The following is a 23,535-nucleotide window of genomic DNA, read 5'->3' as shown; positions in this document are numbered from 1 at the left end:
ATGTAACAATCTTGACTTGCTCTGTCAAGATATTTTGAATATAATTTCAAAATAATGATTTTATATTCACAAAAGCACTAATAATGGAGAATTGAATGAGCCAAGACGCTGCTCTTGATGGGCATATATTAAATATTGTGCAAACAGAAAAAATTGCAGAACAAATTGATTTACAAAACAGCTTAAAAGCACGAGGCTATACGATTCCTCAGGCGACGCTATCGCGAAGACTTAAAAAATTAAAAATTGCAAAAATAGGCGGTACTTATCAAGTAGTTGACTTCAATATACCTAACTTGCCTTTGGTGCTGAATATGCAGGTGTCAGATTACGGTCTTATTGTGCTTCATACTCATCCTGGAAATGCAAACAGTTTGGCTTTTTTTATTGATAGAAAATTCGTATCCTTTTCACCTCAATCCATTCAAAGCTCAGGAATATTAGGTACGATAGCTGGTGACGATACCGTACTCCTCATTGTAAAAAGTAAAGAACAATTAAACGATGTAATCCAACTATTGCATGATGAGTTTCCCTATCTGAAAAAGTAATATGACTAGAGTCCCAATGGTAGCCCTGATTACGCAGCGTAGGCCGCTATTTTTTTATCTTCGTCCCGAGAGGGACATAGAGCTCAATAGATTAAGATCATATTGCATATTTATCGCAACCCATTGTATCTATAATTTCCATTATGAATACTCTTTGCAATAGAATATCACTACTTATATTACACTTCTGACTACAATTATATTTTTAAGTTATCACATCCTCGCTATAATGAGGTGTTCACTCTATGGGGCACTATTTTATGACTATCTCGGCTAAAGAATTAGAGAAAATTTCTCAGCTCGCTTATCTGGATACAGATATGGAGCATTCACCCAAACTCATTGAAGACATTAACGCGATAATGAATTTTGTCGACCAACTAAGTTCTATTGATACTCAAAAAGTAGAACCACTTTTTCATCCTCTTGCGTTAAATCAACGTTTAAGAGCTGATGTGGTAACTGAAGAAAACTGTCTTTCTGAATTAGAAGCCCTTGCACCGCAATTTGAACAGGATCTTTATTTAGTGCCTCAAGTTATAGAGCAGAGTAAGTAATCATGGAAAATTTATCCTTAAAACAACTATCCCAAGCGTTACATCAGGGTAAACTCTCTAGTGTTGAATTAACCCAACATTACCTAACGCAAATTCAAAAACATCAAGATTTAAATGCGTTTATCAGCTTGGATAAAGAGCACATTCTTAATGAAGCGCGAAAAGCAGATCAAGAATTAAAAAAAGGTCATGGCAAAATCCTTACTGGCATTCCTATGGCATTAAAAGATTTGTTTTGTACTAAACGCATGCCTACGACCTGTGCCTCCAAAATGCTTGCACATTTTCAGTCGCCCTATGAAGCAACGTTGGTCAGTAAGTTGTTCGAACAAGGTTCCCTGCTGATTGGGAAAACAAACATGGACGAATTTGCTATGGGTTCGTCCAATGAAAACAGTTACTTTGGTGCTGTAAAAAATCCATGGGATAAAGAACGCGTTCCTGGGGGGTCTTCAGGAGGTTCAGCAGCAGCGGTAGCTGCTGGCTTAGTTCCTTTCGCTATAGGTTCTGATACTGGAGGTTCAATACGACAACCTGCAGCCTTATGCGGAATCAGTGGGATAAAACCTACTTATGGACTTATTTCTCGCTATGGAATGATAGCTTATGCGTCCAGTTTGGATCAGGCCGGGCCTTTGGCGCGCAGTGCTGAAGATTTGGCATTGGTACTCCAGGCAATGGCAGGATATGATCCTAAGGACTCTACTTCCGTTGAATCAACAATTCCTGATTATTACGCGGAACTGAATAAACCCTTATCCAAACTAAAAATTGGTTTACCTTCATGTTTTTTTCAACCCCAAGTTGATCACGCAATACAACAAGCGATTCTCGAAGCAGTAAAGGTTTTTGAAAGCATGGGCGCTGAAATTATTCATTTAAATTTGGAGCTGCAACCTTTATGGGTACCATGCTATTACGTGGTGGCTTGTGCTGAGGCTTCATCCAATTTATCACGCTATGATGGTTTGCGATTTGGCTATCACAGTGAGCATGCATCAACACTAACTGAGCTTATTCGCAATACGCGCAGTGAAGGCTTTGGAATAGAAGTAAAGCGTCGAATTCTTACGGGAACACATGTACTTTCATCGGGATATTTTGATGCTTATTATTTACAAGCCCAGAAAATTCGTCGCCTTATCCAGGAAGAACTTGTCACAACGCTCAAGTCTGTTGATGTTATTCTTGGACCAACATCCCCAACGTGCGCCTTTAAACTTGGTGAAAAAATTGCTGATCCAATTCAAAATTACCTTGCTGATGTATTTACAGTAGCTGCTAATCTTGCTGGGCTCCCTGCAATTTCCATCCCCACAGGATTCGCTCAGGGATTACCTATAGGTTTGCAACTCATGGGCAAACATTTTGGTGAAAGCCACTTGCTCCAGATTGCTCATCATTATCAACAACAGACCAACTGGCATTTAGCCAGTCCAAACCAATAAAGGTGAATTATGGAATGGGATACAGTCATTGGCCTTGAAGTACATATTCAGCTAAAAACAAAATCGAAACTTTTCTCTGGCGCAGCTACGGCTTTTGGTTCTGCCGCTAATTCTCAAACGTGCTTTATCGATGCAGGGTTTCCCGGAGTTTTGCCCGTATTGAACCAAGAAGCAGTCATTATGGCCATTCAGTTTGGCTTGGCGATTCAAGCAGACATTAATGATCAATCTGTTTTTGAGCGCAAAAACTATTTTTATCCGGATTTACCCAAAGGCTATCAAATCAGCCAATTTCAAAAACCTATAGTCAGCAATGGTACATTAGCACTTACTCTGAATGACGGTAGTGTAAAAGATATTTTGATTGCCCGCGCTCATTTAGAAGAAGATGCAGGTAAATCATTGCACGGGGTTCATTCTGGCTATAGCGGTATTGATCTGAACCGAGCAGGAACCCCTCTATTAGAGATAGTAACTGCCCCCTGTATGTTTTCAAGCCATGAAGCAGTGAGCTATCTTAAAAAACTGCATCAATTGGTTCAGTTTTTAGGCATTTGCGATGGTAATATGCAAGAAGGGAATTTCCGCTGTGATGTCAATTTATCATTAAAACCTAAAGGGGCTTCTGTTTTAGGAACACGAACTGAATTGAAGAATTTGAATTCCTTTCGTTTCATTGAGAAAGCGATTGCTTATGAGCAATCACGACATCAAGATCTGTTGGAAAGTGGACAAAAAGTAATTCAAGAAACGCGTCTGTACAATCCTGACACGCATACTACGCATGCTATGCGCAGTAAAGAAAATGAAAATGATTACCGATATTTTCCTGATCCTGATTTGCTACCAATACAAATCACCCGCTTCCTTATTGCTGAAGTTAAGAATAATTTACCGGACTTACCTGATAAAATACATGCTGAATTAAAAAACACACCTTCTCTCAATGATGAAGACATTAATTTTATTCTTTCTTCACCCAGCGCTTATCAATTTTTTAAATCAATTAAAAGTCAATGTAGCGCCCCGGAAAAAATGATTATTAATTGGTTAAAAGGCCAATACGCTGCTGCTTTAAATGAAGAAAATTTAACTTTTGATACACCACGAATCTCAGCAAAACTTATGGGACGTCTTCTCGATAAACTCCATGACAACTCTATTTCTCTAAACAATGCACGCGCTATTTTTGCCTTACTATGGGCCGGTGAGGAAGATATTGAAGCAATTATCGCACGTGAAGGCTATCAACAAACCGATGATACTGCTGCATGGGAGGAAATGATTATTAAATTGATTCAACAATACCCTGAGCAAGCAGCTGATTACAGAGCCGGGAAAGAAAAATTATTGGCCTTCTTCGTGGGACAAATCATGAAGCAAACCAAAGGAAAGGCTAATCCTGAGCAAATTAATACTCTGCTAAAAAAGCACTTGCTAGAAAATTAGTAATCTTGGATAAAAAATTGATAACATTTGTATTATTGATACAAACATTGTAGCTCGGATTAGCGCAGCTTAATCCGGCTACAAAATTAAAGAAGCACTCTTTCTTGAGTTCAAATTAAGTGAATTTTATTAATTCAGTGTTTTACTATTGCCGGTTGCTTTCGGGAATACCTGTTCTTTTAGCTTCTGGTATGCATCATTACTTTCAGCTTCTTCATTATAAAAATTCTCCACGGTCTTTTTTTCGTGCTCAGTAACGATACCCGAGGTTTTAAGCCCATGAAAATCCGACTTCCTGGAGAATCCAAGAAACTTGGAGCGCCCTTTCGTTTCCCAGGCTTCTGCAATACCCAAAAGTCGTTGTACACTGAGCATGCGGCTTGTACCGAAATAACTACCCCCTTTGGTGACTTCTTGAGCATCACAGCTCTTGATCGCTTTTTCATGGGCTTCTTTAATAATCGAAAGTAACTTGCTATCAGACTTTAAACCATCAACTTTCGTGCTAAGTTCATTTTTTAATAAATTGCAATAGTCAATCTTCGCTTGATTTCGTGATCTATGGAAAAATTTTATCGAATGTTTTTTTTCGTATTCTAATGTTTCTTTATATGCGTTTATTAATGAGATTGCCTCTTGTAGTCGCGCTTTCTTTACTTTGAGTATCCGGTCGCTTTCCGGAGGAGGCTCGCCATTGTCTTGGTGATCTTCTCTTGTTGGTGGTTGCTCTTTAAATGATTCGGCTTGTTCATTTTTTTGCTGAATGGGTTGTTCAATCACCCCAACAGTCTGGTCAGTTCGTTGATCCACTTCTACAGGAACATGGTCTTCTTCTACTGCTTTTTGTTGATCTTTACTGCTTGAGTTTCTCATTTCTTCTAAAAACGATGCGGCTTGTTCTTTTTTTTGCTGAATTGATTTCTCAATCTTCTCAATAGCCTGGATAGTTTGTTGATGTACTTTTTCGGCACCCGTAATCCCTTCTTTAATCCTCAGTATCTCTTTTTCCTTCTCTTCAATAAATTGAATGAGTTGTTTCAGTTTTTGAACATCAGATGGTGATAGTAGCTCAGCTGCTTTTTGTGTGACAACTCTTTCAATAGTTTTGACTTGCTGAAACAGTTCACTTAATTTTTTTAAATCTGTGGCTTGCTCCAAAATCGATTCAGTGTTCTTTATGAGTTCGTTAAGCTTAGATTGCTCCTTCTTAATTCCTTCTTCAACTGAGGTTGCTACACATTCTTCTATGATTCTACCCATAATGCGCTTTCTTTCAGCAAGCTCTTGCTGAAGTGCGGAAGAAGTTTTCTGACCAAACAAAAGATCAAAATTCCTGTCAAACTCAGCTAATGATTCAAGCGAAGTTTCTGAACTTGACAGCAAATTAAGATAGTCGCCTTGCATTCTGGTCAGGTTGCTCCGATTTGCAACTACATCATCGTTTGTTAAATTTACTAAAGTCTTAGCTTGAAAGATTTGTTGTTGGAAGACTTGTTGTTGATTTTTAATGGGATCTAACTTTTTTCTAAATGCTTCCAGTCGTATGATAACATTCGTAGCGAGATCAGAATCCTCAATGGTTTGAGTAAGCTGATTTTTAGTTTTATCATACCTGTTAATATGCTTAAGGTCAGCATATTTCCAACGAATAGTTTCTGTAACGATATCTTCTTTAGTCAAAGACAAGGCATCAATGAGCTCATTTAGGAACTTCAAATAGTTCTCATTGTATTTTGATGCATCAAACTTGGTAGACTTGTATAACTCAAATTTCTTTTTATTTGATCTAATGAATTTATTTAGTTTTTCACTAAACCCGATTTCAGCGAGATCCTTAATTTGCTCTAGGAGACCTGGCTTAATGGAGATTACTTCTGGATTAGAAAAAATGGCCTGTAGCTGTTGAATCATCATAATATTTTTTGACACATTAAAACAAGATGATCATATTATAACCTATTTGAGCAACTAATAACATTATTTCTTAGTTAAATGAAAATTCAATATACACTAAGGACAAATTGATGACTTCTTAAAAGAAATAAGAAAGTTAGGCTATTAATCTACAAAAGTTTCGATCTATTGAGCTAATGGCGTCAACTAAAAGAAAATTGTAGCCTGGGTGCAGCGTAGCGAAACCCAGGATCCAAGCTTGAATGATGCCTGGCCTACGGATAACGGCTTTGCCTTCACCCAGACCACATCCTTAAGTCAACGCCATTTCATGAATTGATAAGTTTTTTGACCAGATTTTAGGAGAGCGATATAAGTACGAAAATAAAAAGAGTCGGTCGATAAGCCGGGTTCTGTCATGGACAATCATTCATCTGGGACATGTGTCACCACATGCCTCAAGCGACCTACCCGAGTCCCGTGCGGGCCACACGTAATGGCTTTTCAGCCAAATGGACTCCTATTTGGTCTTGCTCCGAGTGGGGTTTTCCCTGCCACGCCTGTTGCCAGCCGTGCGGTGCGCTCTTACCGCACCATTTCACCCTTACCTACAAAGAGGCGGTATATTTTCTGTGGCACTTTCCGTAGGTTCACACCTCCCAGGCGTTACCTGGCACTCTACCCTTTGGAGCCCGGACTTTCCTCCCTTTGCAAAAAGCAAAGAGCGATTGTCTGACCAACTCTGATATCAATAGTAGCAGAGTGCCTAGTCAAAGACCACTACATTAACAAATTTAATAAGATAAAACCGACGAAACCAAGTTATTCTAATCACTTAGAAATCACGAGTTCCGATAAATTCGTCATCAAAATAACGCTTTAATTTAGTACGCAAAGTACCACGACTCACGCCAAGAACACGCGCAGCTTTTGATTGGTTGTAACGGGTTAATTCCATAACCGTGCGAAATAAAGGTGCTTCAACTTCTTCAACGATTAATTGATATAAATTCAAGTTAGAGTCTTTATTACTAACACTGGTTAAATAACCTTTAACAGCATGAATTACTTGATGTGACAGTGCTTCGCTGCTTTGCACCATTGTATCTGTGCTCATTTAAGTCTCCTAGTACAAATTAATGAAATAAACAAATAAAATTATGCCCAGTACATACACTCACCGAACACTATGGCCTATATAGTATCAAACATCTCAAAGAGTGTAAATATTATTTTAATGATATTCATTTCTTAAGGAAATATTAAGTAAAAAAAAATTTTACCACTTTACAACTAAAATGGACAAGGCGAATTTATTAATTAATTTATTCACCTTTATTATTTTTTCTTAAGTGTTGGATAATAATAAGTAAATTTGTGCTTTTTTATTTCTTTAAATAAAGAAAAATCGTAAGTGCTTATTTATTTTAAAAAAATATTCTTAATAAAACGGGTTCATATAATTTTTTAAGGATAGATAGGTCCAAAAGCACAAAAATGACTGCTTAAAGCGAAGCAGCTGGAGGTAAAATCTGATCGTTCGCGGTATTGTGTTCCATCAATGTATTATTTCTAATCCACAGTAAAACTCTCTCCACACCCACATTGTCCTGTCTGGTTAGGATTATTAAAAACAAATTTATAATTTAATCCCTGTTTTACATAATCAACGCTCATATTTTTCAAGAAGGGATAACTGGATTTATCAATACATACACTATAATTTTCAGTCAAAGCAAGTATTAAATCACCATCCAGAGGAGCAAGGACATAATCGACTACATAAGATAAACCAGAGCAGCCCGTTTTTTTTACAGATAACCGAATTCCAGTATATTCAGAATTTCTCTGCAAATAAGACACTACGTGTTTTATCGCTGCTTCAGTAAAACTGATTTCCGGTACTGCACTTTCTACATGATGCATTACGACGCTCATTATGTTACCTCTCAATTCGATTTATCTTCTTTTATTAATAGCAATGCTTCTTTATAAACATCCACAATTCTTAATGCTATAGGGTACTGAGCAACAGGGATATCCAATTTTTTAACAATTAATGGGTAATCAATTTGTGGGGCAGTATTGATAGTCTGCCCTTCCAGCTGCCTGCATAACCATTCTAGACTTGCTATGACATAAGGATTACCATTGGCTTTAAAGCAAGCCCGCACAATTGTACCCTCTGAATTATACTGCATGTAAAACTCAATAATTCCTTGGCCTTTTTGATTGTTTTTAACAACGATTGCAAAACGCTTTGTTAAATCAACAACTCCCACATGCCTGGGTGAAAAAAAACAATCTTGTACAGTTCTATTATACATCATGACGGCGACATTTCACGCAATCGAGTTACTTGCGTACAAATAACACGAATTGCGTGCTCCACTTCTTCTTCCTTAGTAAAACGTCCCATGGATAATCTTATAGTACTTTGTGCTAAGTCATCACTTAAGCCCAGTTCCCTCAGCACGTAAGAAGGTTGAATACTGGCAGAAGTACATGCTGATGTAGTAGACAATGCTAACTCGTTCAAGGCTAACAATAAGGAATCGCCATCCAAACCAGCAAAGCTGATATTCAGATTCCCCGCAATCCGCTGTTGTTTGTCTCCATTAAGTTGAATACCTGGCAGATGCTTAATGCCATCCCATAAACGCTGGCGATATTTTAAAAGTCGTGATTGTTCTTCTTCTCGAACACCTTCAGCCAATGCGAATGCTTCCCCCATACCAACAATTTGATGCGTGGCTAAGGTTCCTGAACGTAGGCCTCCTTCATGCCCACCACCAAAGCTTTGCGGCTGGAGACGAATTCGTGGTTTGTGTCGAACATAAAGTGCACCAACACCTTTGGGTCCATAATTTTTATGTGCGGAAAGTGCCATTAAATCTACAGAAAGACGAGTTAGATCGATAGGAATTTTCCCTGCACTTTGAGCCGCATCCACATGAAATATAATGCCTTTATTACGTAATAAAGCCCCAATGGACTCAATATCCTGAATTACGCCAATTTCATTGTTTACATGCATGATAGAAACCAAAATGGTATCGTGTCTTAAAACTTGGGCCAATTGTTCCAGATCGAGTAACCCATTGGGTTCAGGATGAAGGTAAGTTACCTCAAATCCATCTTTTTCCAAACGGTTAAAACTATCGAGCACTGCTTTATGCTCTGTACTCATTGTAACTAAATGTTTCCCTTTATTCTGGTAAAAATGAGCGGCACCGATTATTCCCAAATTATTTGCTTCTGTAGCACCTGAGGTAAATACTATATCTGATGCTGATGCGTGAATTGAATCTGCAACTTGCATGCGCGCATGTTCCACAGCAAGAGCTGCAACTCGTCCATATTCATGGGTTATAGAAGAAGGATTACCAAAATCACCATCCGGCCCCAAATAATGGATCATGCGCTCCACTACACGTGGGTCAACAGGCGTTGTAGCCATATAATCAAAATAGATTGGTATTTTAATTATCCCGTTCACTTAAGCCTCTTTTACCTGCCCATTCCAACGATTTCTGTACTTGACTTAGCATTCCTCGTAACAGGTTCACTTCCATTTTTTCTAAGTTTACGCGATTAAATAACCTCCGTACTCGCTGCATTAAACGTCGCGGATTTGAAGCTTTTAAAAATTGAATCTCAATAAAAACTTTTTTTAGATGTTCGTAAAATTGTTCGATTTCATCTGCTGTAGCATATTCATCCTGACGCAATGCTACTTCAGCCTTAGGTGCTAATAATTTCATTCGCAACTCATAAGCAACTATCTGTACTGCCTGTGCCAGATTAAGCGAAGCATACTCTGGATTGCTTGGAATATGAATATGATAATGACATTTTAGCAGTTCTTCATTAGTAAGACCTGCATGTTCCCTTCCAAATACAATGGCAATTTGAGTATTTTCAGCTTGTTTACTAATTAAATCCGCGCTGGAAGCAGGAATTAATCCTGGTAAGGAAAGTCCTCTAGGTCTTGCACTAGTTCCCAAAATAAGCTGACACCCGATTAGTGCTTCATCTAAAGTTTCAGTGACAATGGCACGCTCCAAAAGATCATCAGCACCTGCCGCCATTTCTCTTGCCTTATAATCAGGAAAAGATTTAGGCTTGACCAAATACAGTGAGCTTAATCCCATTGTTTTCATTGCTCTGGCTGTTGAGCCTATATTACCAGGATGAGATGTTGCTACTAAAATAATACGGATTGAACTTAAATTCATAAAAAACTTTTAATTAATGCATTGGGATCTCTATATCATATCATTGAACCGCCTTTTTTACGATTTTTGCTTTTTTCATATTTCACTCTCTTTGCTCAAAAAAAATATGATAGAATCACCGGTTTTGTAGATTAAAGAGTATATTCATGGAACCACTTTTAAATATAGCAGTTAACGCGGCACGACAAGCCGGTGAAATTATCATTCGACATATGGAGCAAGTGGATCGCCTCAAAATTACCGCTAAAAATAACCATGAATATTTTAGTGAAGTAGACATTAAAGCCGAACAAGCAATTATTCATACAATTCATAAAGCATATCCGGAGCACGGTATTCTTGCTGAAGAAAGTGGTGTACAAGAAGGAGATGGCGAGTCAATCTGGATTATTGATCCACTCGATGGAACATCCAACTACCTACATGGATTTCCTTTCTTTTCCGTTTCTATAGCTGTAAAAATGAAAGGAAGAATCGAACATGGGGTTATCTACGATCCTTTACGCCATGAATGTTTTGCTGCAAGCCGAGGACGCGGAGCACGATTGAATGATCGGAGAATACGTGTTTCCAAACAAACTCAACTTGTGTCTTCACTTTTAGGAACTGGCTTCCCATCACGCGATGTTACTATGGCACAAAAATACTTGCCTACTTTTGAAGCATTATTTGGTAAATGTGCTGGGGTTAGAAGAACAGGATCAGCCGCACTTGATTTGGCCTATGTTGCCAGCGGTCGACTTGATGGATTTTGGGAGTTAGGATTACGTCCTTGGGATATTGCTGCGGGATCATTATTAATTAGAGAAGCAGGTGGATTAATTAGTGATTTACAAGGAGGCGATGATTTTCTAAAACATGGGGATATTGTTGCTGGCACACCTAAGGTATTTAAATCGTTATTACAAACGATTTCACCTGTTTTGAAATAATAAAGAATCAGCTGTTCAGAATTATTAGTATCCGCTCATGTATGACATTAACTTAAAAAGTGGCCAGGGTGAAAGGCCGTAACCCGGGTTTCAATAAAAATCAAGCCTATATCCCGGGTTCCGCTGGGCTGCACCCAGGCTACTCGATGTAACAATATATGTGGCCTGGGTGAAGGCGAAGCCGTAACCCGGGTTTCACTTCGCTTCACTCAGACTACAAGTACTTAAAATTTTATTTTGATTTAATTCATCACTTATCAAAGCATCTCTGTGATGTAATTCACGTATTTTTCAAATCGCGCATGAAGCGCGATAGGTAGATTGAAAAATTTGTGGATACGCCCGGATTATACTGTGCTAATCCAGACAACAAATTACTTAAATCCTTGTTTCGCTCCAAAACTTAATGGCAGTTCATCAGCCAACGCAGTTCCCAAATTCTTGGTCACGCGATCAAAAAGATTTTGCTTATGAGTGTAATCAATAACCTCTGGAACTTTAATCACATCACGAGCGACCTGTCCGCTGCTCGCCAAACCATCAATTAGCCCCATCGTTAAAGCTTGCTCACCAGTCCAAAAAAGTCCAGAAAATGTTTCATCGTCAATGTGCAAGCGGCTCCCCCGTCCCTCTTTTACTCTACTAATAAATTGCTGATGAACTTGATCCAACATAACTTGCAACTTTTGTTTTGCAAAATCTGTTTCAGGAGAAAAAGGATCCAAAAATGATTTATTAGCACCTGAGGTTTGTAATCTACGTGAAACACCTATCTTGTTGATGAGATCAACAAAACCAAAACCATTATACAAAACACCTATAGAACCAACCATGCTCGCGGGACTGGCGTAAATATTATCCGCTGCAACAGCAACATAATATGCGGCAGAGGCACAAGCATCCACACATACTGAATAAATTTTTATATCCGGATATTTTTTTTGATAAAATTTTACAATGTTATACATGTATTCAGCCTGAACAGGACTACCGCCAGGACTATTAATACGAACAATCAATGCCTTTAACCCAGAATTTTTATAAGCTGAATCCAAACCCTTAGCAAAATCATCTGCATTGGCTTTAGCTTCAGACATTTCGCCAGTAATATCTACTACACCTACATGAGGTTTAATGTTGGTACCTATGTCTTCATTAGTACTTAACGACACCCGATAAACTATGAACAAAATAATTAGTAAATAAATTACACGCATTACCCATTTCCATCTGCGTTTCCTTTTTGCTTCTTTCATATAATCAATGATGATTTGATTCAGCAAAGCTTGAGAATCCGGATTAGAATTAGAAGAATGGTCATTTGTCATAATGAATCACTTGAAAAAATTAAATTAAACCTCATTTTACGGTAGATACAAGAAAATTAACACCCATTATAAAAAGGTTATATATTATGAGAATGGATAAACTGACATCAAAGTTTCAAATAGCCTTAGCAGATGCCCAATCATTAGCTTTAGGAAGAGATAATGGATTTATAGAGCCAGAACACCTAATGAAGGCTCTTCTAGATCAACAAGGAGGAAGTTGCAGACCTTTACTCAGTAAAGCTGGGGTTAATATCCCTCTACTAAGAACACTTTTAGATCAAGCATTAGATAAACTTCCAAAAGTATCTGGAATTGGAGGTGACATCCATCTTTCCAACGGATTGAATCGTTTATTAAATCTTACGGATAAGTTAGCGCAACAAAAGAAAGATAATTTTATCTCCAGTGAACTTTTTATTTTAGCAGCAATAAGTGAAGAGGGTAGTCTTTCTCGTATCCTGAAACAAGCAGGTGGTGAAGTTAAAGCAATTGAAGGCGCTATTAATGAGTTACGAGGAGGAGAAACCATTAACGATCCTAACGCCGAAGAGCAACGTCAAGCTTTAGAAAAATATACGCTTGACCTAACCGCCCGTGCGGAGCAAGGTAAATTAGATCCTGTAATTGGTCGTGATGATGAAATTCGTCGAACCATCCAAGTGTTGCAAAGACGTACTAAAAACAATCCTGTTTTAATCGGTGAGCCTGGTGTTGGGAAAACCGCGATTGTTGAAGGATTGGCACAACGCATTATTAATGGAGAAGTTCCAGAAGGTTTAAAAAACAAACGCTTGCTTTCTTTAGATATGGGCGCCTTAATTGCCGGAGCAAAATATCGCGGTGAATTTGAAGAACGACTCAAGGCTGTTCTTAATGATTTAGCAAAACAAGAAGGTCAGATTATTCTCTTTATTGATGAACTTCATACTATGGTTGGCGCTGGAAAAGCTGAAGGTGCAATGGATGCGGGTAACATGTTGAAACCTGCTTTAGCACGTGGAGAACTCCATTGTATCGGTGCAACCACCCTTGATGAATACCGACAATACATCGAAAAAGACGCCGCTTTAGAACGTCGTTTCCAGAAAGTTTTGGTCGATGAGCCTAGTGTTGAAGACACAATTGCTATTCTTCGAGGTTTAAAAGAGCGTTATGAAGTACATCATGGAGTTGAAATTACCGACCCAGCTATAGTCGCAGCGGCTACTCTATCGCATCGATATATTACAGACAGACAACTACCGGATAAAGCAATTGATTTAATCGATGAAGCAGGAAGCTTGATTCGTATGGAAATCGATTCAAAACCTGAAAGTATGGATAAATTAGAGCGACGTTTAATTCAACTGAAAATTGAACGTGAAGCACTCAAAAAAGAACATGATGAAGCATCTAAAAAACGACTTGATGATTTACAAAATACCATTGACGAATTGGAACATAACTATTCTGATTTGGAAGAAGTATGGAAGGCTGAAAAAGCAACCATGCAGGGAGCCACACAAATTAAAGAGTCCCTAGAACAAGCAAAGCTTGAAATGGAAACTGCACGACGAGCTGGGGATTTAAGCCGTATGTCTGAATTACAATATGGTCGTATTCCTGAACTTGAAAAACGTTTAGCGCAAGTAGCTGAAGTGGAGTCTCATGAGAACAAATTAGTACGAAATAAAGTGACCGAAGATGAGGTCGCAGAAGTTGTTTCCAAGTGGACCGGTATACCTGTAGCCAAAATGATGGAGGGTGAAAAGGAAAAGTTATTGCGTATGGAAGAAGTCCTACATAATCGTCTCATAGGTCAAAATGAAGCAATAGATGCTGTATCCAATGCCATTCGTCGTTCACGTGCTGGATTATCAGATCCTAATCGACCTATAGGTTCATTTTTGTTCCTTGGTCCCACTGGTGTAGGTAAAACTGAATTATGTAAAGCCCTTGCTTCATTTCTCTTTGATACTGAAGAAGCTATGGTTCGTATCGACATGTCCGAATTTATGGAAAAGCATTCTGTTGCTCGCCTGATTGGTGCACCACCAGGATATGTAGGCTATGAAGAAGGTGGATATTTAACCGAAGCAGTGCGTCGCAGACCTTATTCAGTAATATTACTTGATGAAGTAGAAAAAGCGCATGCCGATGTGTTCAATATACTGTTACAAGTTATGGACGATGGTCGTTTGACAGATGGCCAAGGACGTACTGTTGATTTTCGCAATACCATTATTGTAATGACCTCAAATCTTGGCTCCAATCTAATTCAGGAGATGGGTGATAAATTTAAATACGAACAAATTAAAGATGCAGTAATGGAGATGGTACGACAACACTTTCGTCCTGAATTCATTAACCGTATTGATGATACTGTGGTCTTTCATTCTCTTGCAAAAGACCAAATTGCAAAAATTGCTGCGATTCAAATTGCTTATTTGCAAAAACGCTTGAAACAACAAGATATTCATCTTGATGTAACTCAGGAAGCCCTAACGCATTTAGCAGAAGCAGGCTTTGATCCGGTATATGGTGCAAGACCTTTGAAACGCACTATTCAGCAGCAAGTGGAAAATCCTCTCGCTCAAGATATACTGATGGGGAAATTTAAGTCAGGTGAAACAATTAAAGTGACTTATAAAGATGGTGAAATGAAGTTTAAAAGCCACTAAGTGCAAGGACTGTAGACAACATCTCGCACACATATACCCCTGCACAATTTTGTCGTCCCTGCCTTTGCGAGGATGACAAGTGCGTGCAAGTGTGCGAAGCTTTAGCACACTGTAATTGTTGTCCCTTTTTCCAATTGGCGACTAGGTTCACAAAGTATTTTCTAAACCTAAACTAGGCTCCTCTTGTATTTAAAAATTTTGCTCGTGCTACTTCTTCTTTATTGTTGTTGTATTGCTTCTCTATGGTTGCAAATTCAGATTCCAAATGCTTTGGTATCTTAGTCGAATAACTTACAACCCTACCTGCAAAACTTTGCTGCTCTTTAGCGATAAGAGCAAGTTTTCTATTTTTTTCTCGAAGCATTAATACGAGTATATCCTCATTACCTTCTTGCTGCTCCATTTTTTCATTAAGATTAGCTAACTCCTTGGTCCAGTAGAAAGTAGAGATTAATTTATCAGGAGAATTATCGTTACCCCATAGTTTTCTAAGTTTTCCAAAATTGTCGAATGGACTTGCATGCGCGAGAAGTTGATTGTATTTTTTAAGATAAGACTGAGAAAGATCCCCTGCTTTAATCACTCTATCGATCAATTGTAAATTGGTAATCACTAAAAAATATCCCTCATAATTATGCTTTTTTCTTAGATCAATTGCTATATCAATCCACTTACAAAACATCTTAATTTGATTGCCTCCTTGAGCCCCCATTATCTCTCTTTCAAGGCAAGACTCTATGTACTCCCTACCCTCAAAAAACGTTTTAAGTCTTGGACCCGCCTTGCCTCTCTTGGCAAAACCGTCTGGGTTTGCAAAATCTTGCAACGGAATTCTGCTGTAATCTGTTTTTAATTGTTCATCAATTAGTGTGGCATTGATCTGTACGAGTTGGTTGTACATTTTAAGATGGGATTTAAACGCTTTATTTTGTGTTAATTGAAGTTCTTCTTCCATTTCCATTAAGGTGTCACGCACCAAAAAATATCCTTCATAATTATGCATTTTCCTCAAGATGAAGGCTGTATCTATCCATCGACGAAAAGCATTAATTTGAGACACTTGGGAAGAGTGCCTACTTATATCATCGCTAATGAAATATGCTAAGATTTTTTTAACTTCTGAATGTTCTTCATCACTTGCGTTTACATTTCTTTCCATTAACTTAGCATTAAAGAGCTTGGCATAAGCATAAGCAAATCGGGATTCAATGTAAGCAAAAAATACATCACTGTCTTTTTCTCTTTTTATTTTTTTTATATTTTCTTTCTCTGCAACCATCTCGTCCCAGAGAAAAGGAGCGTCAGGCTGAGTTAAAAAATGTTGTTTTGTTATTAAATCTTCAAAAAAAGAACTCTTAGATATTGTAATTTTTTTAGACATAGTGATTTCACTCAAAAAAGTGCTCAATTATAAGTCTCTTTGTATATTCTCACAAGAATTACATTGCTTCATTTTTGATATGTTCAATATACTTCAATATACTTCAATATACTTTTACAAGTTAGGGACAATGATCTTTAACAGATGACTAATGACGTACTGTGTTTTCACTGTAACACTATTGTAATGATTTTAAGCCTTAGATCCAATCTAATTCAAAAAATAGGTGATAAATTTAAATTATGATTGAATATATGGCATTGGGGCATGAAGTGGATTTTTTCTGCCTTGCGCTTCAATTAATATTCCACACGTTTTAGTCGTTCCACCAGCCTCTTTTTCACCCCAGGCCATTCTTCAGCAAGAATGCTAAACAAGGCGGTATCTGTGACTTGGCCATTATGATGGATCATATGTTGGCGTAGAATTCCCTCATGAATTGCCCCTAATTTTTTTAAAGTATTGTAGTTTTTAACGTTACGAGGATCGGTTGCGATTTGGACTCGGTTAATATTCCATGTTTCAAATGCATTCTGAAATAATAACAGCAAAGACTCGTGATTGTATCGCTTACCCCATACTGATGGAGTAAGCCAACCGTATCCAACTTCCAGTTTTTTATGCTGTGGCTCTATCTCATAATATGCACGACTTCCAATTAATTCATTATCTTTGAGTCGCCTTATGACATAAGTAAGTTGCATGCCTTGCATCTGCTTCATCAAACAATCTTGAAACCAAGATTCATAAAACATGCCGTTCGCTTTATTTGGCATATAAGTCCAAATTCGTGCATCATCAGCTGGAGAACGCAAACAGTCATAATGCCTTATGGAAAGGGGCTCCATTCGAATTGTGGTACCAATCAGAATTTCGGGCACAAGCATACTGACTTTTGTTTTATTTTTAGGCATAATAAGCGAGTCAGACATTATTGTTCCTCAATCTAAAAATCATGATCAATAAATTATTTCAGCAAATAAAACAACTGTTTCAAATACCAACAGATAAAATTATTTCTAATGCGTATAGGATTATCGCAGTTGATGGCAATTATCAAAACACCGCCAAGGTTTATGTGAAAATCCAAGTAACTGGTAAAGCAACAACTTTTGATAAACCTGTAAATGAATTGTATCAAAAAAATTGGCTGGATAATTTTTCACGCGAAGATGTGGCACATATTGCGGCTTTATATTCCGCCGAGCAAACTAATAATCTGGATTTAATCAAAAAATTTCCGAAACACACTGCGGCGAACAAATCCAGCGTTATCAGTGTAGGGATACTGTTTACAACTTTTTTAATCTTATCAAATTTAGCTGCGTTTAAAATCGCTGCTTGGGGTTCAATCAATTTTGCTGCCGGTTTAATTTTTTTCCCTTTAACTTATGTTTTCGATGATATTTTAACAGAGGTGTACGGATTCAAAGTGAGCAGGCGAATTATTTGGATGGCATTACTCGCGAATACCATTGTATTTTTGGGTACCTGGATTACCATTTATTTAACCCCATCCCCCTATTGGCCTCATCAAGAAGCCTATGCAACAGTTTACCAAGGCACCTTAAGAGTTTTCTTAGCTTCAGTCATCAGTTACTTTTTCGGTGAATTTACCAATTCAATTATTTTGGCCAAACTCAAAGTACTAACATCTGGAGAGCGACTTTGGCTGCGTGCAATTACAAGTACTGTGATTGGCGTTGGCATTGATACAGTGCTTTTTACCCATATTGCGTTTTTATTCATAATACCTTACGCAGGAATTTGGCAAATCATTGGAACGATGTATTTGCTCAAAGTACTGTATGAAGTATGTGCTCTACCAATTACATATCAAGTTTCAAACTATTTAAAAAGAAAAGATAATGTCGATCATTATGATGTGAAAACCAATTTCAATCCATTCTCATTAGAGCTTTGATAATGGATACAACAATAAATACCTCATCTGAAAATGCCCCAGTTATTATTCATTCAAGTCATTTATGGTATCTAACTTTAACCTATTCAATGATCATCGTATTAGCCAATTGGTTTGATCCACGGTTAATTAGTATTTGGGGGTTAACAACAGATGCTGGAACATTGATCTTTCCATTATCCTTTTTACTTTCTGATCTGATCACAGAGGTATACGGTTATAAATACGCACGCCGTACTATTTGGTGTGGGTTCGTATTCAATTTGTTTTTCATTTTGTATGGTCAACTTGTAATCCATATGCCCAATCCCAGTTTTGCAACAAATAATGCCCTTTTTGACGCGCTATTAACCATTAATTCCAGAATTATTTTAGCCTCGCTCATCAGCTACCTAATTTCTGAATCCTTCAATTCATATCTTATTGCCAAAACTAAAATTAAAGTTCAGGGACGATATATGGCTGGTCGATTTCTCCTATCCTCATTTTTGGCATCAGGTCTCGACAGTATGATTTTCACAACCATTGCATTTTATAAAACAGTACCTGATTCAGTGTTTATGGCCATGATGTTTACTATGTGGTTTATTAAGGTATTTATGGAGTTATGTGGGCTTCCTCTCTCTATAAATTTGGTTAATAAACTAAAAAAATTAGAGCAAATTGATATTTATGATAAAAAAACAAAATTTAATTTATTTTGTTTAGATCTTGATTACAAAGAACGAGAAAATGAGTTTTTTAAATAGTATAATAAAAAATAATAACATGTAGTCTGGACGAGTGCAGAACTGGAACTCTCTATGAATTCTTTATCCAGACTAAGACTACCTTATAAAAACCTCAAATCAATATGTGAGCGCTGCTAATTCAGTTTCTTTTTTCTGAGGAGTGGTGAGTAAACTGTGCAATTCTGATTCCGCCGTAGCGAGCGCAGTATTCATTTTATCCCTTCCATCAAAAAACTCAAAATCCAAGACAACAGCGGGTTCTGTTTCAAAAAACTGTTTGAGAAACTTAACCCCATTAAACATATCTTCTTTAGTCAAATCATCAAGAGATCGCTCCAGTCCCAAAGCTTGTTGCATAATAAATGAAAAATGTTTGTCGAACATCTTTGGTTCATGTTGTAGTAACAATGCATAACCACCAAAAAGCATAAAACTACAGGTAAAGTCATAACATTCTTTCATTTTTATTAGAAACGCGCCGTGATCCATAGACTCTAAATTTTCTTGAATCAAGGGGGTATAAAATAAACTGAATATTATATTTCTAGCTTTTTCTGATTCAACGTGTTTCGTGATACTCTCATTGATGCTTTTATCATTTAAAGTTCGAAATGTATTAAAATCCTTATATTCTTTTTCTTTTGCCACGCCCTTACACCATTTTTCGATATCTTTTTCAATCAGTTGCCGCTCATTTTCGATTTGTGTTGCCAGAGATTGAATGAACGAAATTGCTTTAAATCGATGTAAGATAACTTCTCCACGCTTTGTTTGTTCTTTGATAATATCCTGCAAATATTGCTTGAAATTTACATCTTTAGCAAAGTGGGGATAATTCATAAATTGAGGAACTTTCTCACTGTCCTCCATAAACATATTGTCACGAAAAGTCTCCAATGCTTTTACTGCGGTAACCGCATCAAGAATCTTTAAATCATCCTCTTTATATCTCTTTTTAATAACGTCTATTTCTTTAAACTTCAAAGCTCTTCTTATAGCGATGAATAACTTACACGTGGTTACATCACAACCAAAAAAGTTCCAAGAAATATATCCATCAGGATTCTCGTATTCTTTAATTAGTCGAAAATAACGATGAATTAATGCACCTAACAAAAACAAAGTACCTTGTTTGATTTGCTCTCTATCTTCTTTGGGAATTTGACGCAAATCATTAACTAATGAATTGAATACCTCAAGCTGTGAATCTCTACCTGTTTTACATTTTATTACGTCATTTGTTCTAGCTATCAGTACCTCAAGACTAGATGGTTGTACTGCTGAGGACCCTTCACCAACCTGGCTATCCACTACTTTATACCTTCCTAATAAAGTGGAATATTTAATTTCCAGATTGAGTGTATTGACTCTAAGTTTTGCAAATGCTGGCGGGATAAAAGTCATACATCCTCCTTAATACATACTCATTCCTAAAGAATTCATGATTCCTCTATAAAGCCCACATAAAGACGAGGAATCTTTGTTAAACGAAAAGTGTTTTACCTCATGAATGTCTTTTTGAATTGTCGCTCCTAATCGCTTGTTTAGATCAAAATATGTTTTTTCTTCGCGATGCTCATACACAAAAGTACAATAGTAACTGAGTTCGCTTAGGCATGAGTTAAAAAAATCCTGATCTATCTCCTCAATGGATTGCACTCCTAAATGACTTCGAAATAAATCAATCAACGATTGATGAAGATAATTGCTTACTAAGGAATCATACTGAAACCACTTTATCAAATATATTCCAATAATAACCTTTCTTCTAAATTCATTGAAATCATCTAGGGTGAGCTGAGGATCTCTTTTAACGAGCCTAACATATTGGATTAAGTCATATGTCTCATCTAAGCTATGAGCCAACATACTTATTGTAATCGCATCATCCATGGCAACATGATTAGGGATGAGTAGTGAAAAAAAACTGAAACACCCTACATGTTGTCCATAAGTTCTTGCTAAACACGTCGCTAGTTGTTTTGCTTTTTGCTGAAATTCGGCAAACTTTGTCATTGCGTCCCTCCTGCAAATATTGACCCGCAATAACTGCAACGCGTCATTTTGTCCAAAAATGTAAACGCCTTCATTTTTTATAGCAACCTATAAAAAATATTGCAACTATTAATTTAACTAATTGAACATAAAAAGAATTAAAAGTTTTTTTTCTGATTTTTTATGGCCAATACGTTCGAGGATAACTCAGTAGAGCTAAATAAAAAAGTATTTATAAAATAAGAGTTGTAGCCGGATTAACGCAACATTGTAGCCTGGGTGCAGCGAAGCGGATCCCGGGATTAAAGCGGTCATCCTATTTCCCGGGTTCCGCTTCGCTGCACCCAGGCTACAAATTATCTAGAAAATCGTTCATCTATGGAATTGATTAATTTTTGATGGATCCCATCAAAACCTCGATTACTCATAACTAAAACGGCATCTCCTTCTTGCACTATATTCGTTACTTCTTTAATAATTTCATCATGATTTTTACAAACCCTATAAGGACAAGTCCAGTTTGTTAGAGTTTCATACAGATTAAAATCATGTGGCTCTAAAACATATGCACCATGAACTGGTTTCAAGGCATGAGCCATTTCATCAGCATGAACTCCTGTACGCATTGTATACGATGCAAATTCTAGCACTGCAAAAATACGTTGATGTCGGTTACTTCGTTTTAAAGCGTCAACCGTTCGCATAATGGCTGTAGGATGATGTGCAAAATCATCGTAAACTGTTATGCCATGTTTATTTGCTCGAACCTCCAAACGACGTTTTACTGGAGTAAAACGCCCTAAAGCCTCCGCAGCTACTTCGGGACTGACTCCTGCATTGACACTTGCAGCCAGAGCGGCTAAACCATTTTCTACGTTAAAACGTCCAATCAAAGGCCATCTGACTTCCGCCACTTCTTTACCATGATGCAAGACTTTAAATGCTGAACCATTTTCTTCGATCAATTGCGCTGACCATTGCGCGTCGCTATCCACAGCCAGTTCTTCAATTCGTGAATATTTGCCACGAGCAATAACCTCATTCAGTGCTTTATCATCTCGCGGCTTAATTGCAACGCCGCTTGCAGGGATTGTTCTTAGTAGATAATGAAATTGTAATTGAATCGCTGCCAAATCAGGATAAATATCGGCATGATCAAATTCCAGATTATTTAAAATAGCAATCCTGGGTCGATAATGCATAAACTTGGGGCGTTTATCGAAAAAAGCACTATCATATTCGTCTGCTTCTATCACAAACCATTTGCCTGATCCTAGACATGAACTTGTTTTAAAATCAGAGGATACTCCGCCTATTAAAAAACCTGGATTGAGTCCTGCTTGATGTAAAATCCAGGCAATCATTGACGTAGTAGTCGTTTTGCCATGGGTACCAGAAACTGCAATCACTTGATATTTGGATAAAATATTTTCAGCCAGCCACTGTGGCCCAGAAGTGTATGGTTTACCTGATTCAATTACTGCTTCAAGTACGGGCATACCTCTTTTTATTGCATTGCCCACAATAATCAAATCTGCTTGCAGTGCTAAGGTAGTATCATCATAACCTTCAGTCCAGGTTATCCCTTTAGCTGCAAGCAAATCACTTACTGGTGGATAACAGTTTGCATCACATCCAGTCACCTTGTATCCTGCTTCCCGCGCCAGTAGAGCAAGGGCGCTCATAAAAGTTCCGCTTATACCTAAAATATGTAAGTGCATGATAATCCTAATCTTATTGTAAAAAAGAAACAGTTAAAATATTAACCGCAATTAAACCAAATGCAGCTAATACGGATTGAATTGCTGTTGTGTTTAATGCGAACTTATAGATATGTGCTGTAATAACAAATTGCCAAACAGACAAACCTAAACTTAAAAATAAATAAACAATACCAACAAATAAAAATAAAGGATTTCTTAAATGAATAAGCGATAAATAAGGTGCAAGGACCAATAAAGGAATAACCAATATATGGATAATAATATTAATACAGTATAATGAGATGACTGTTTGCACGAGTCGTGAGGTCAATCCTTTAAAGTATAAAATTAGATAAGTATAAATAATATAGGATATGACCAAGCATATTGAAATGAAAACATTATTTACCATATCTTCAGAAGAGTTAAAATAAGAATAATTCCATTCGATCGTCATAAGTAACGCCAACAAAATGCCACTCAAAACCATTCGAGTAATAGAATAAGGTGTATTTTCGGGGCTATCTTTTAATAAGCAAATATCCCAATAACGATCAAATATAAGATGTAGCATTTAATTCTTCGTTTTTTGTTAATTGTAGCATAGACCTTTGACGTCCGAGTTAGCCTGGTAGCCTGGTAGCCTGGTAGCTTGGGTGCAGCGCAGCGGAACCCAGGTCTAACAAGTTCTATTCATATAAGAAAATTCCCGGGTTCCGCTGCGCTGCACCCAGGCTACAAA

21 protein-coding genes and 1 other RNA gene are annotated in these 23,535 nt (G+C 37.4%); 8 read left to right on the top strand and 14 right to left on the bottom strand.

Annotated elements, in window-relative coordinates:
* Nucleotides 1-95 precede the first annotated feature (95 nt).
* The 4 genes from Lstg_RS01365 (at nucleotide 96) to gatB (ending at nucleotide 4,005) form a co-directional block, all read left to right on the top strand.
* Nucleotides 96-551, top strand: coding sequence for an arginine repressor (locus Lstg_RS01365; protein ID WP_058475862.1), 456 nt, complete (start codon nucleotides 96-98; stop codon nucleotides 549-551).
* A gap of 260 nt (nucleotides 552-811) precedes the next feature.
* On the top strand, nucleotides 812-1,108 hold the full coding sequence (gene gatC, locus Lstg_RS01360) for an Asp-tRNA(Asn)/Glu-tRNA(Gln) amidotransferase subunit GatC (RefSeq protein WP_058475861.1): 297 nt from the start codon (nucleotides 812-814) through the stop codon (nucleotides 1,106-1,108).
* Between the two features lie 2 nt (nucleotides 1,109-1,110).
* Nucleotides 1,111-2,556 (top strand): Asp-tRNA(Asn)/Glu-tRNA(Gln) amidotransferase subunit GatA, encoded by a 1,446-nt coding sequence (gene gatA / locus Lstg_RS01355; protein WP_058475860.1) that lies wholly within the window; start codon nucleotides 1,111-1,113, stop codon nucleotides 2,554-2,556.
* A gap of 9 nt (nucleotides 2,557-2,565) precedes the next feature.
* Nucleotides 2,566-4,005, top strand: coding sequence for an Asp-tRNA(Asn)/Glu-tRNA(Gln) amidotransferase subunit GatB (gene gatB / locus Lstg_RS01350; RefSeq protein ID WP_058475859.1), 1,440 nt, complete (start codon nucleotides 2,566-2,568; stop codon nucleotides 4,003-4,005).
* Nucleotides 4,006-4,134: 129 nt separating this feature from the next.
* Here gatB and Lstg_RS01345 read toward each other — a convergent pair whose 3' ends face one another.
* The 7 genes from Lstg_RS01345 to trmJ form a co-directional block, all read right to left on the bottom strand.
* Complete coding sequence (locus Lstg_RS01345) at nucleotides 4,135-5,685, bottom strand: hypothetical protein (protein ID WP_133129177.1); 1,551 nt, start codon at nucleotides 5,683-5,685, stop codon at nucleotides 4,135-4,137.
* Nucleotides 5,686-6,284: 599 nt separating this feature from the next.
* An RNA gene (rnpB, locus tag Lstg_RS01900) (RNase P RNA component class A) lies at nucleotides 6,285-6,642 on the bottom strand.
* Nucleotides 6,643-6,733: 91 nt separating this feature from the next.
* Nucleotides 6,734-7,015 (bottom strand): helix-turn-helix domain-containing protein, encoded by a 282-nt coding sequence (locus Lstg_RS01340; protein ID WP_010653492.1) that lies wholly within the window; start codon nucleotides 7,013-7,015, stop codon nucleotides 6,734-6,736.
* A gap of 455 nt (nucleotides 7,016-7,470) precedes the next feature.
* Entirely contained in the window at nucleotides 7,471-7,836 is a 366-nt protein-coding gene (locus Lstg_RS01335; protein WP_058475857.1) for a HesB/IscA family protein, read from the bottom strand.
* A gap of 11 nt (nucleotides 7,837-7,847) precedes the next feature.
* Entirely contained in the window at nucleotides 7,848-8,228 is a 381-nt protein-coding gene (locus tag Lstg_RS01330; RefSeq protein WP_238585346.1) for an iron-sulfur cluster assembly scaffold protein, read from the bottom strand.
* Nucleotides 8,225-9,397 carry an IscS subfamily cysteine desulfurase gene (locus Lstg_RS01325; RefSeq protein WP_082650773.1) on the bottom strand — a complete coding sequence of 391 codons (1,173 nt, stop codon included), beginning with the start codon at nucleotides 9,395-9,397 and terminating at the stop codon, nucleotides 8,225-8,227. Before Lstg_RS01325 ends, Lstg_RS01330 begins: the two co-directional genes overlap by 4 nt.
* Complete coding sequence (trmJ, locus tag Lstg_RS01320) at nucleotides 9,381-10,136, bottom strand: tRNA (cytosine(32)/uridine(32)-2'-O)-methyltransferase TrmJ (RefSeq protein ID WP_058475856.1); 756 nt, start codon at nucleotides 10,134-10,136, stop codon at nucleotides 9,381-9,383. Before trmJ ends, Lstg_RS01325 begins: the two co-directional genes overlap by 17 nt.
* A gap of 146 nt (nucleotides 10,137-10,282) precedes the next feature.
* Between trmJ and Lstg_RS01315 the strand changes: the two genes are divergently transcribed.
* Nucleotides 10,283-11,068, top strand: coding sequence for an inositol monophosphatase family protein (locus tag Lstg_RS01315; RefSeq protein ID WP_058475855.1), 786 nt, complete (start codon nucleotides 10,283-10,285; stop codon nucleotides 11,066-11,068).
* A 374-nt stretch (nucleotides 11,069-11,442) separates the two neighbouring features.
* Here the strand turns inward: Lstg_RS01315 and Lstg_RS01310 are convergent, their stop codons facing one another.
* Nucleotides 11,443-12,396, bottom strand: coding sequence for a S49 family peptidase (locus tag Lstg_RS01310; RefSeq protein ID WP_058475854.1), 954 nt, complete (start codon nucleotides 12,394-12,396; stop codon nucleotides 11,443-11,445).
* A gap of 86 nt (nucleotides 12,397-12,482) precedes the next feature.
* Here Lstg_RS01310 and clpB point away from each other — a divergent pair, with 86 nt between their 5' ends.
* Nucleotides 12,483-15,059 carry an ATP-dependent chaperone ClpB gene (gene clpB / locus Lstg_RS01305; protein ID WP_058475853.1) on the top strand — a complete coding sequence of 859 codons (2,577 nt, stop codon included), beginning with the start codon at nucleotides 12,483-12,485 and terminating at the stop codon, nucleotides 15,057-15,059.
* Between the two features lie 172 nt (nucleotides 15,060-15,231).
* Here clpB and Lstg_RS01300 read toward each other — a convergent pair whose 3' ends face one another.
* Both Lstg_RS01300 and Lstg_RS01295 read right to left on the bottom strand, forming a co-directional pair.
* Nucleotides 15,232-16,440 carry a RasGEF domain-containing protein gene (locus Lstg_RS01300; RefSeq protein WP_058475852.1) on the bottom strand — a complete coding sequence of 403 codons (1,209 nt, stop codon included), beginning with the start codon at nucleotides 16,438-16,440 and terminating at the stop codon, nucleotides 15,232-15,234.
* Nucleotides 16,441-16,739: 299 nt separating this feature from the next.
* Nucleotides 16,740-17,372, bottom strand: a complete 633-nt coding sequence (locus tag Lstg_RS01295) for a GNAT family N-acetyltransferase (protein WP_058475851.1) — start codon at nucleotides 17,370-17,372, stop codon at nucleotides 16,740-16,742.
* 23 nt (nucleotides 17,373-17,395) lie between these two features.
* Here Lstg_RS01295 and Lstg_RS01290 point away from each other — a divergent pair, with 23 nt between their 5' ends.
* Together Lstg_RS01290 and Lstg_RS01285 are read left to right on the top strand one after the other, a co-directional pair.
* Nucleotides 17,396-18,364, top strand: coding sequence for a queuosine precursor transporter (locus tag Lstg_RS01290; RefSeq protein WP_058475850.1), 969 nt, complete (start codon nucleotides 17,396-17,398; stop codon nucleotides 18,362-18,364).
* A 2-nt stretch (nucleotides 18,365-18,366) separates the two neighbouring features.
* Nucleotides 18,367-19,113, top strand: coding sequence for a queuosine precursor transporter (locus Lstg_RS01285; protein ID WP_058475849.1), 747 nt, complete (start codon nucleotides 18,367-18,369; stop codon nucleotides 19,111-19,113).
* Between the two features lie 99 nt (nucleotides 19,114-19,212).
* Here Lstg_RS01285 and Lstg_RS01280 read toward each other — a convergent pair whose 3' ends face one another.
* From Lstg_RS01280 to Lstg_RS01265, 4 genes are all read right to left on the bottom strand, one after another.
* Complete coding sequence (locus Lstg_RS01280; RefSeq protein WP_058475848.1) at nucleotides 19,213-20,499, bottom strand: hypothetical protein; 1,287 nt, start codon at nucleotides 20,497-20,499, stop codon at nucleotides 19,213-19,215.
* Nucleotides 20,500-20,508: 9 nt separating this feature from the next.
* Nucleotides 20,509-21,111 (bottom strand): hypothetical protein, encoded by a 603-nt coding sequence (locus Lstg_RS01275; RefSeq protein WP_058475847.1) that lies wholly within the window; start codon nucleotides 21,109-21,111, stop codon nucleotides 20,509-20,511.
* Nucleotides 21,112-21,446: 335 nt separating this feature from the next.
* Nucleotides 21,447-22,811 carry a UDP-N-acetylmuramate:L-alanyl-gamma-D-glutamyl-meso-diaminopimelate ligase gene (gene mpl / locus Lstg_RS01270; RefSeq protein ID WP_058475846.1) on the bottom strand — a complete coding sequence of 455 codons (1,365 nt, stop codon included), beginning with the start codon at nucleotides 22,809-22,811 and terminating at the stop codon, nucleotides 21,447-21,449.
* Nucleotides 22,812-22,824: 13 nt separating this feature from the next.
* Complete coding sequence (locus Lstg_RS01265; protein WP_058475845.1) at nucleotides 22,825-23,367, bottom strand: hypothetical protein; 543 nt, start codon at nucleotides 23,365-23,367, stop codon at nucleotides 22,825-22,827.
* Between the last annotated feature and the right edge of the window lie 168 nt (nucleotides 23,368-23,535).

The organism is Legionella steigerwaltii (assembly GCF_001468065.1).
Lineage (GTDB): Bacteria > Pseudomonadota > Gammaproteobacteria > Legionellales > Legionellaceae > Legionella > Legionella steigerwaltii.
The sequence above is the reverse complement of the archived record's forward strand: the minus strand, read 5'-3'. Positions and strand labels throughout refer to the sequence as shown.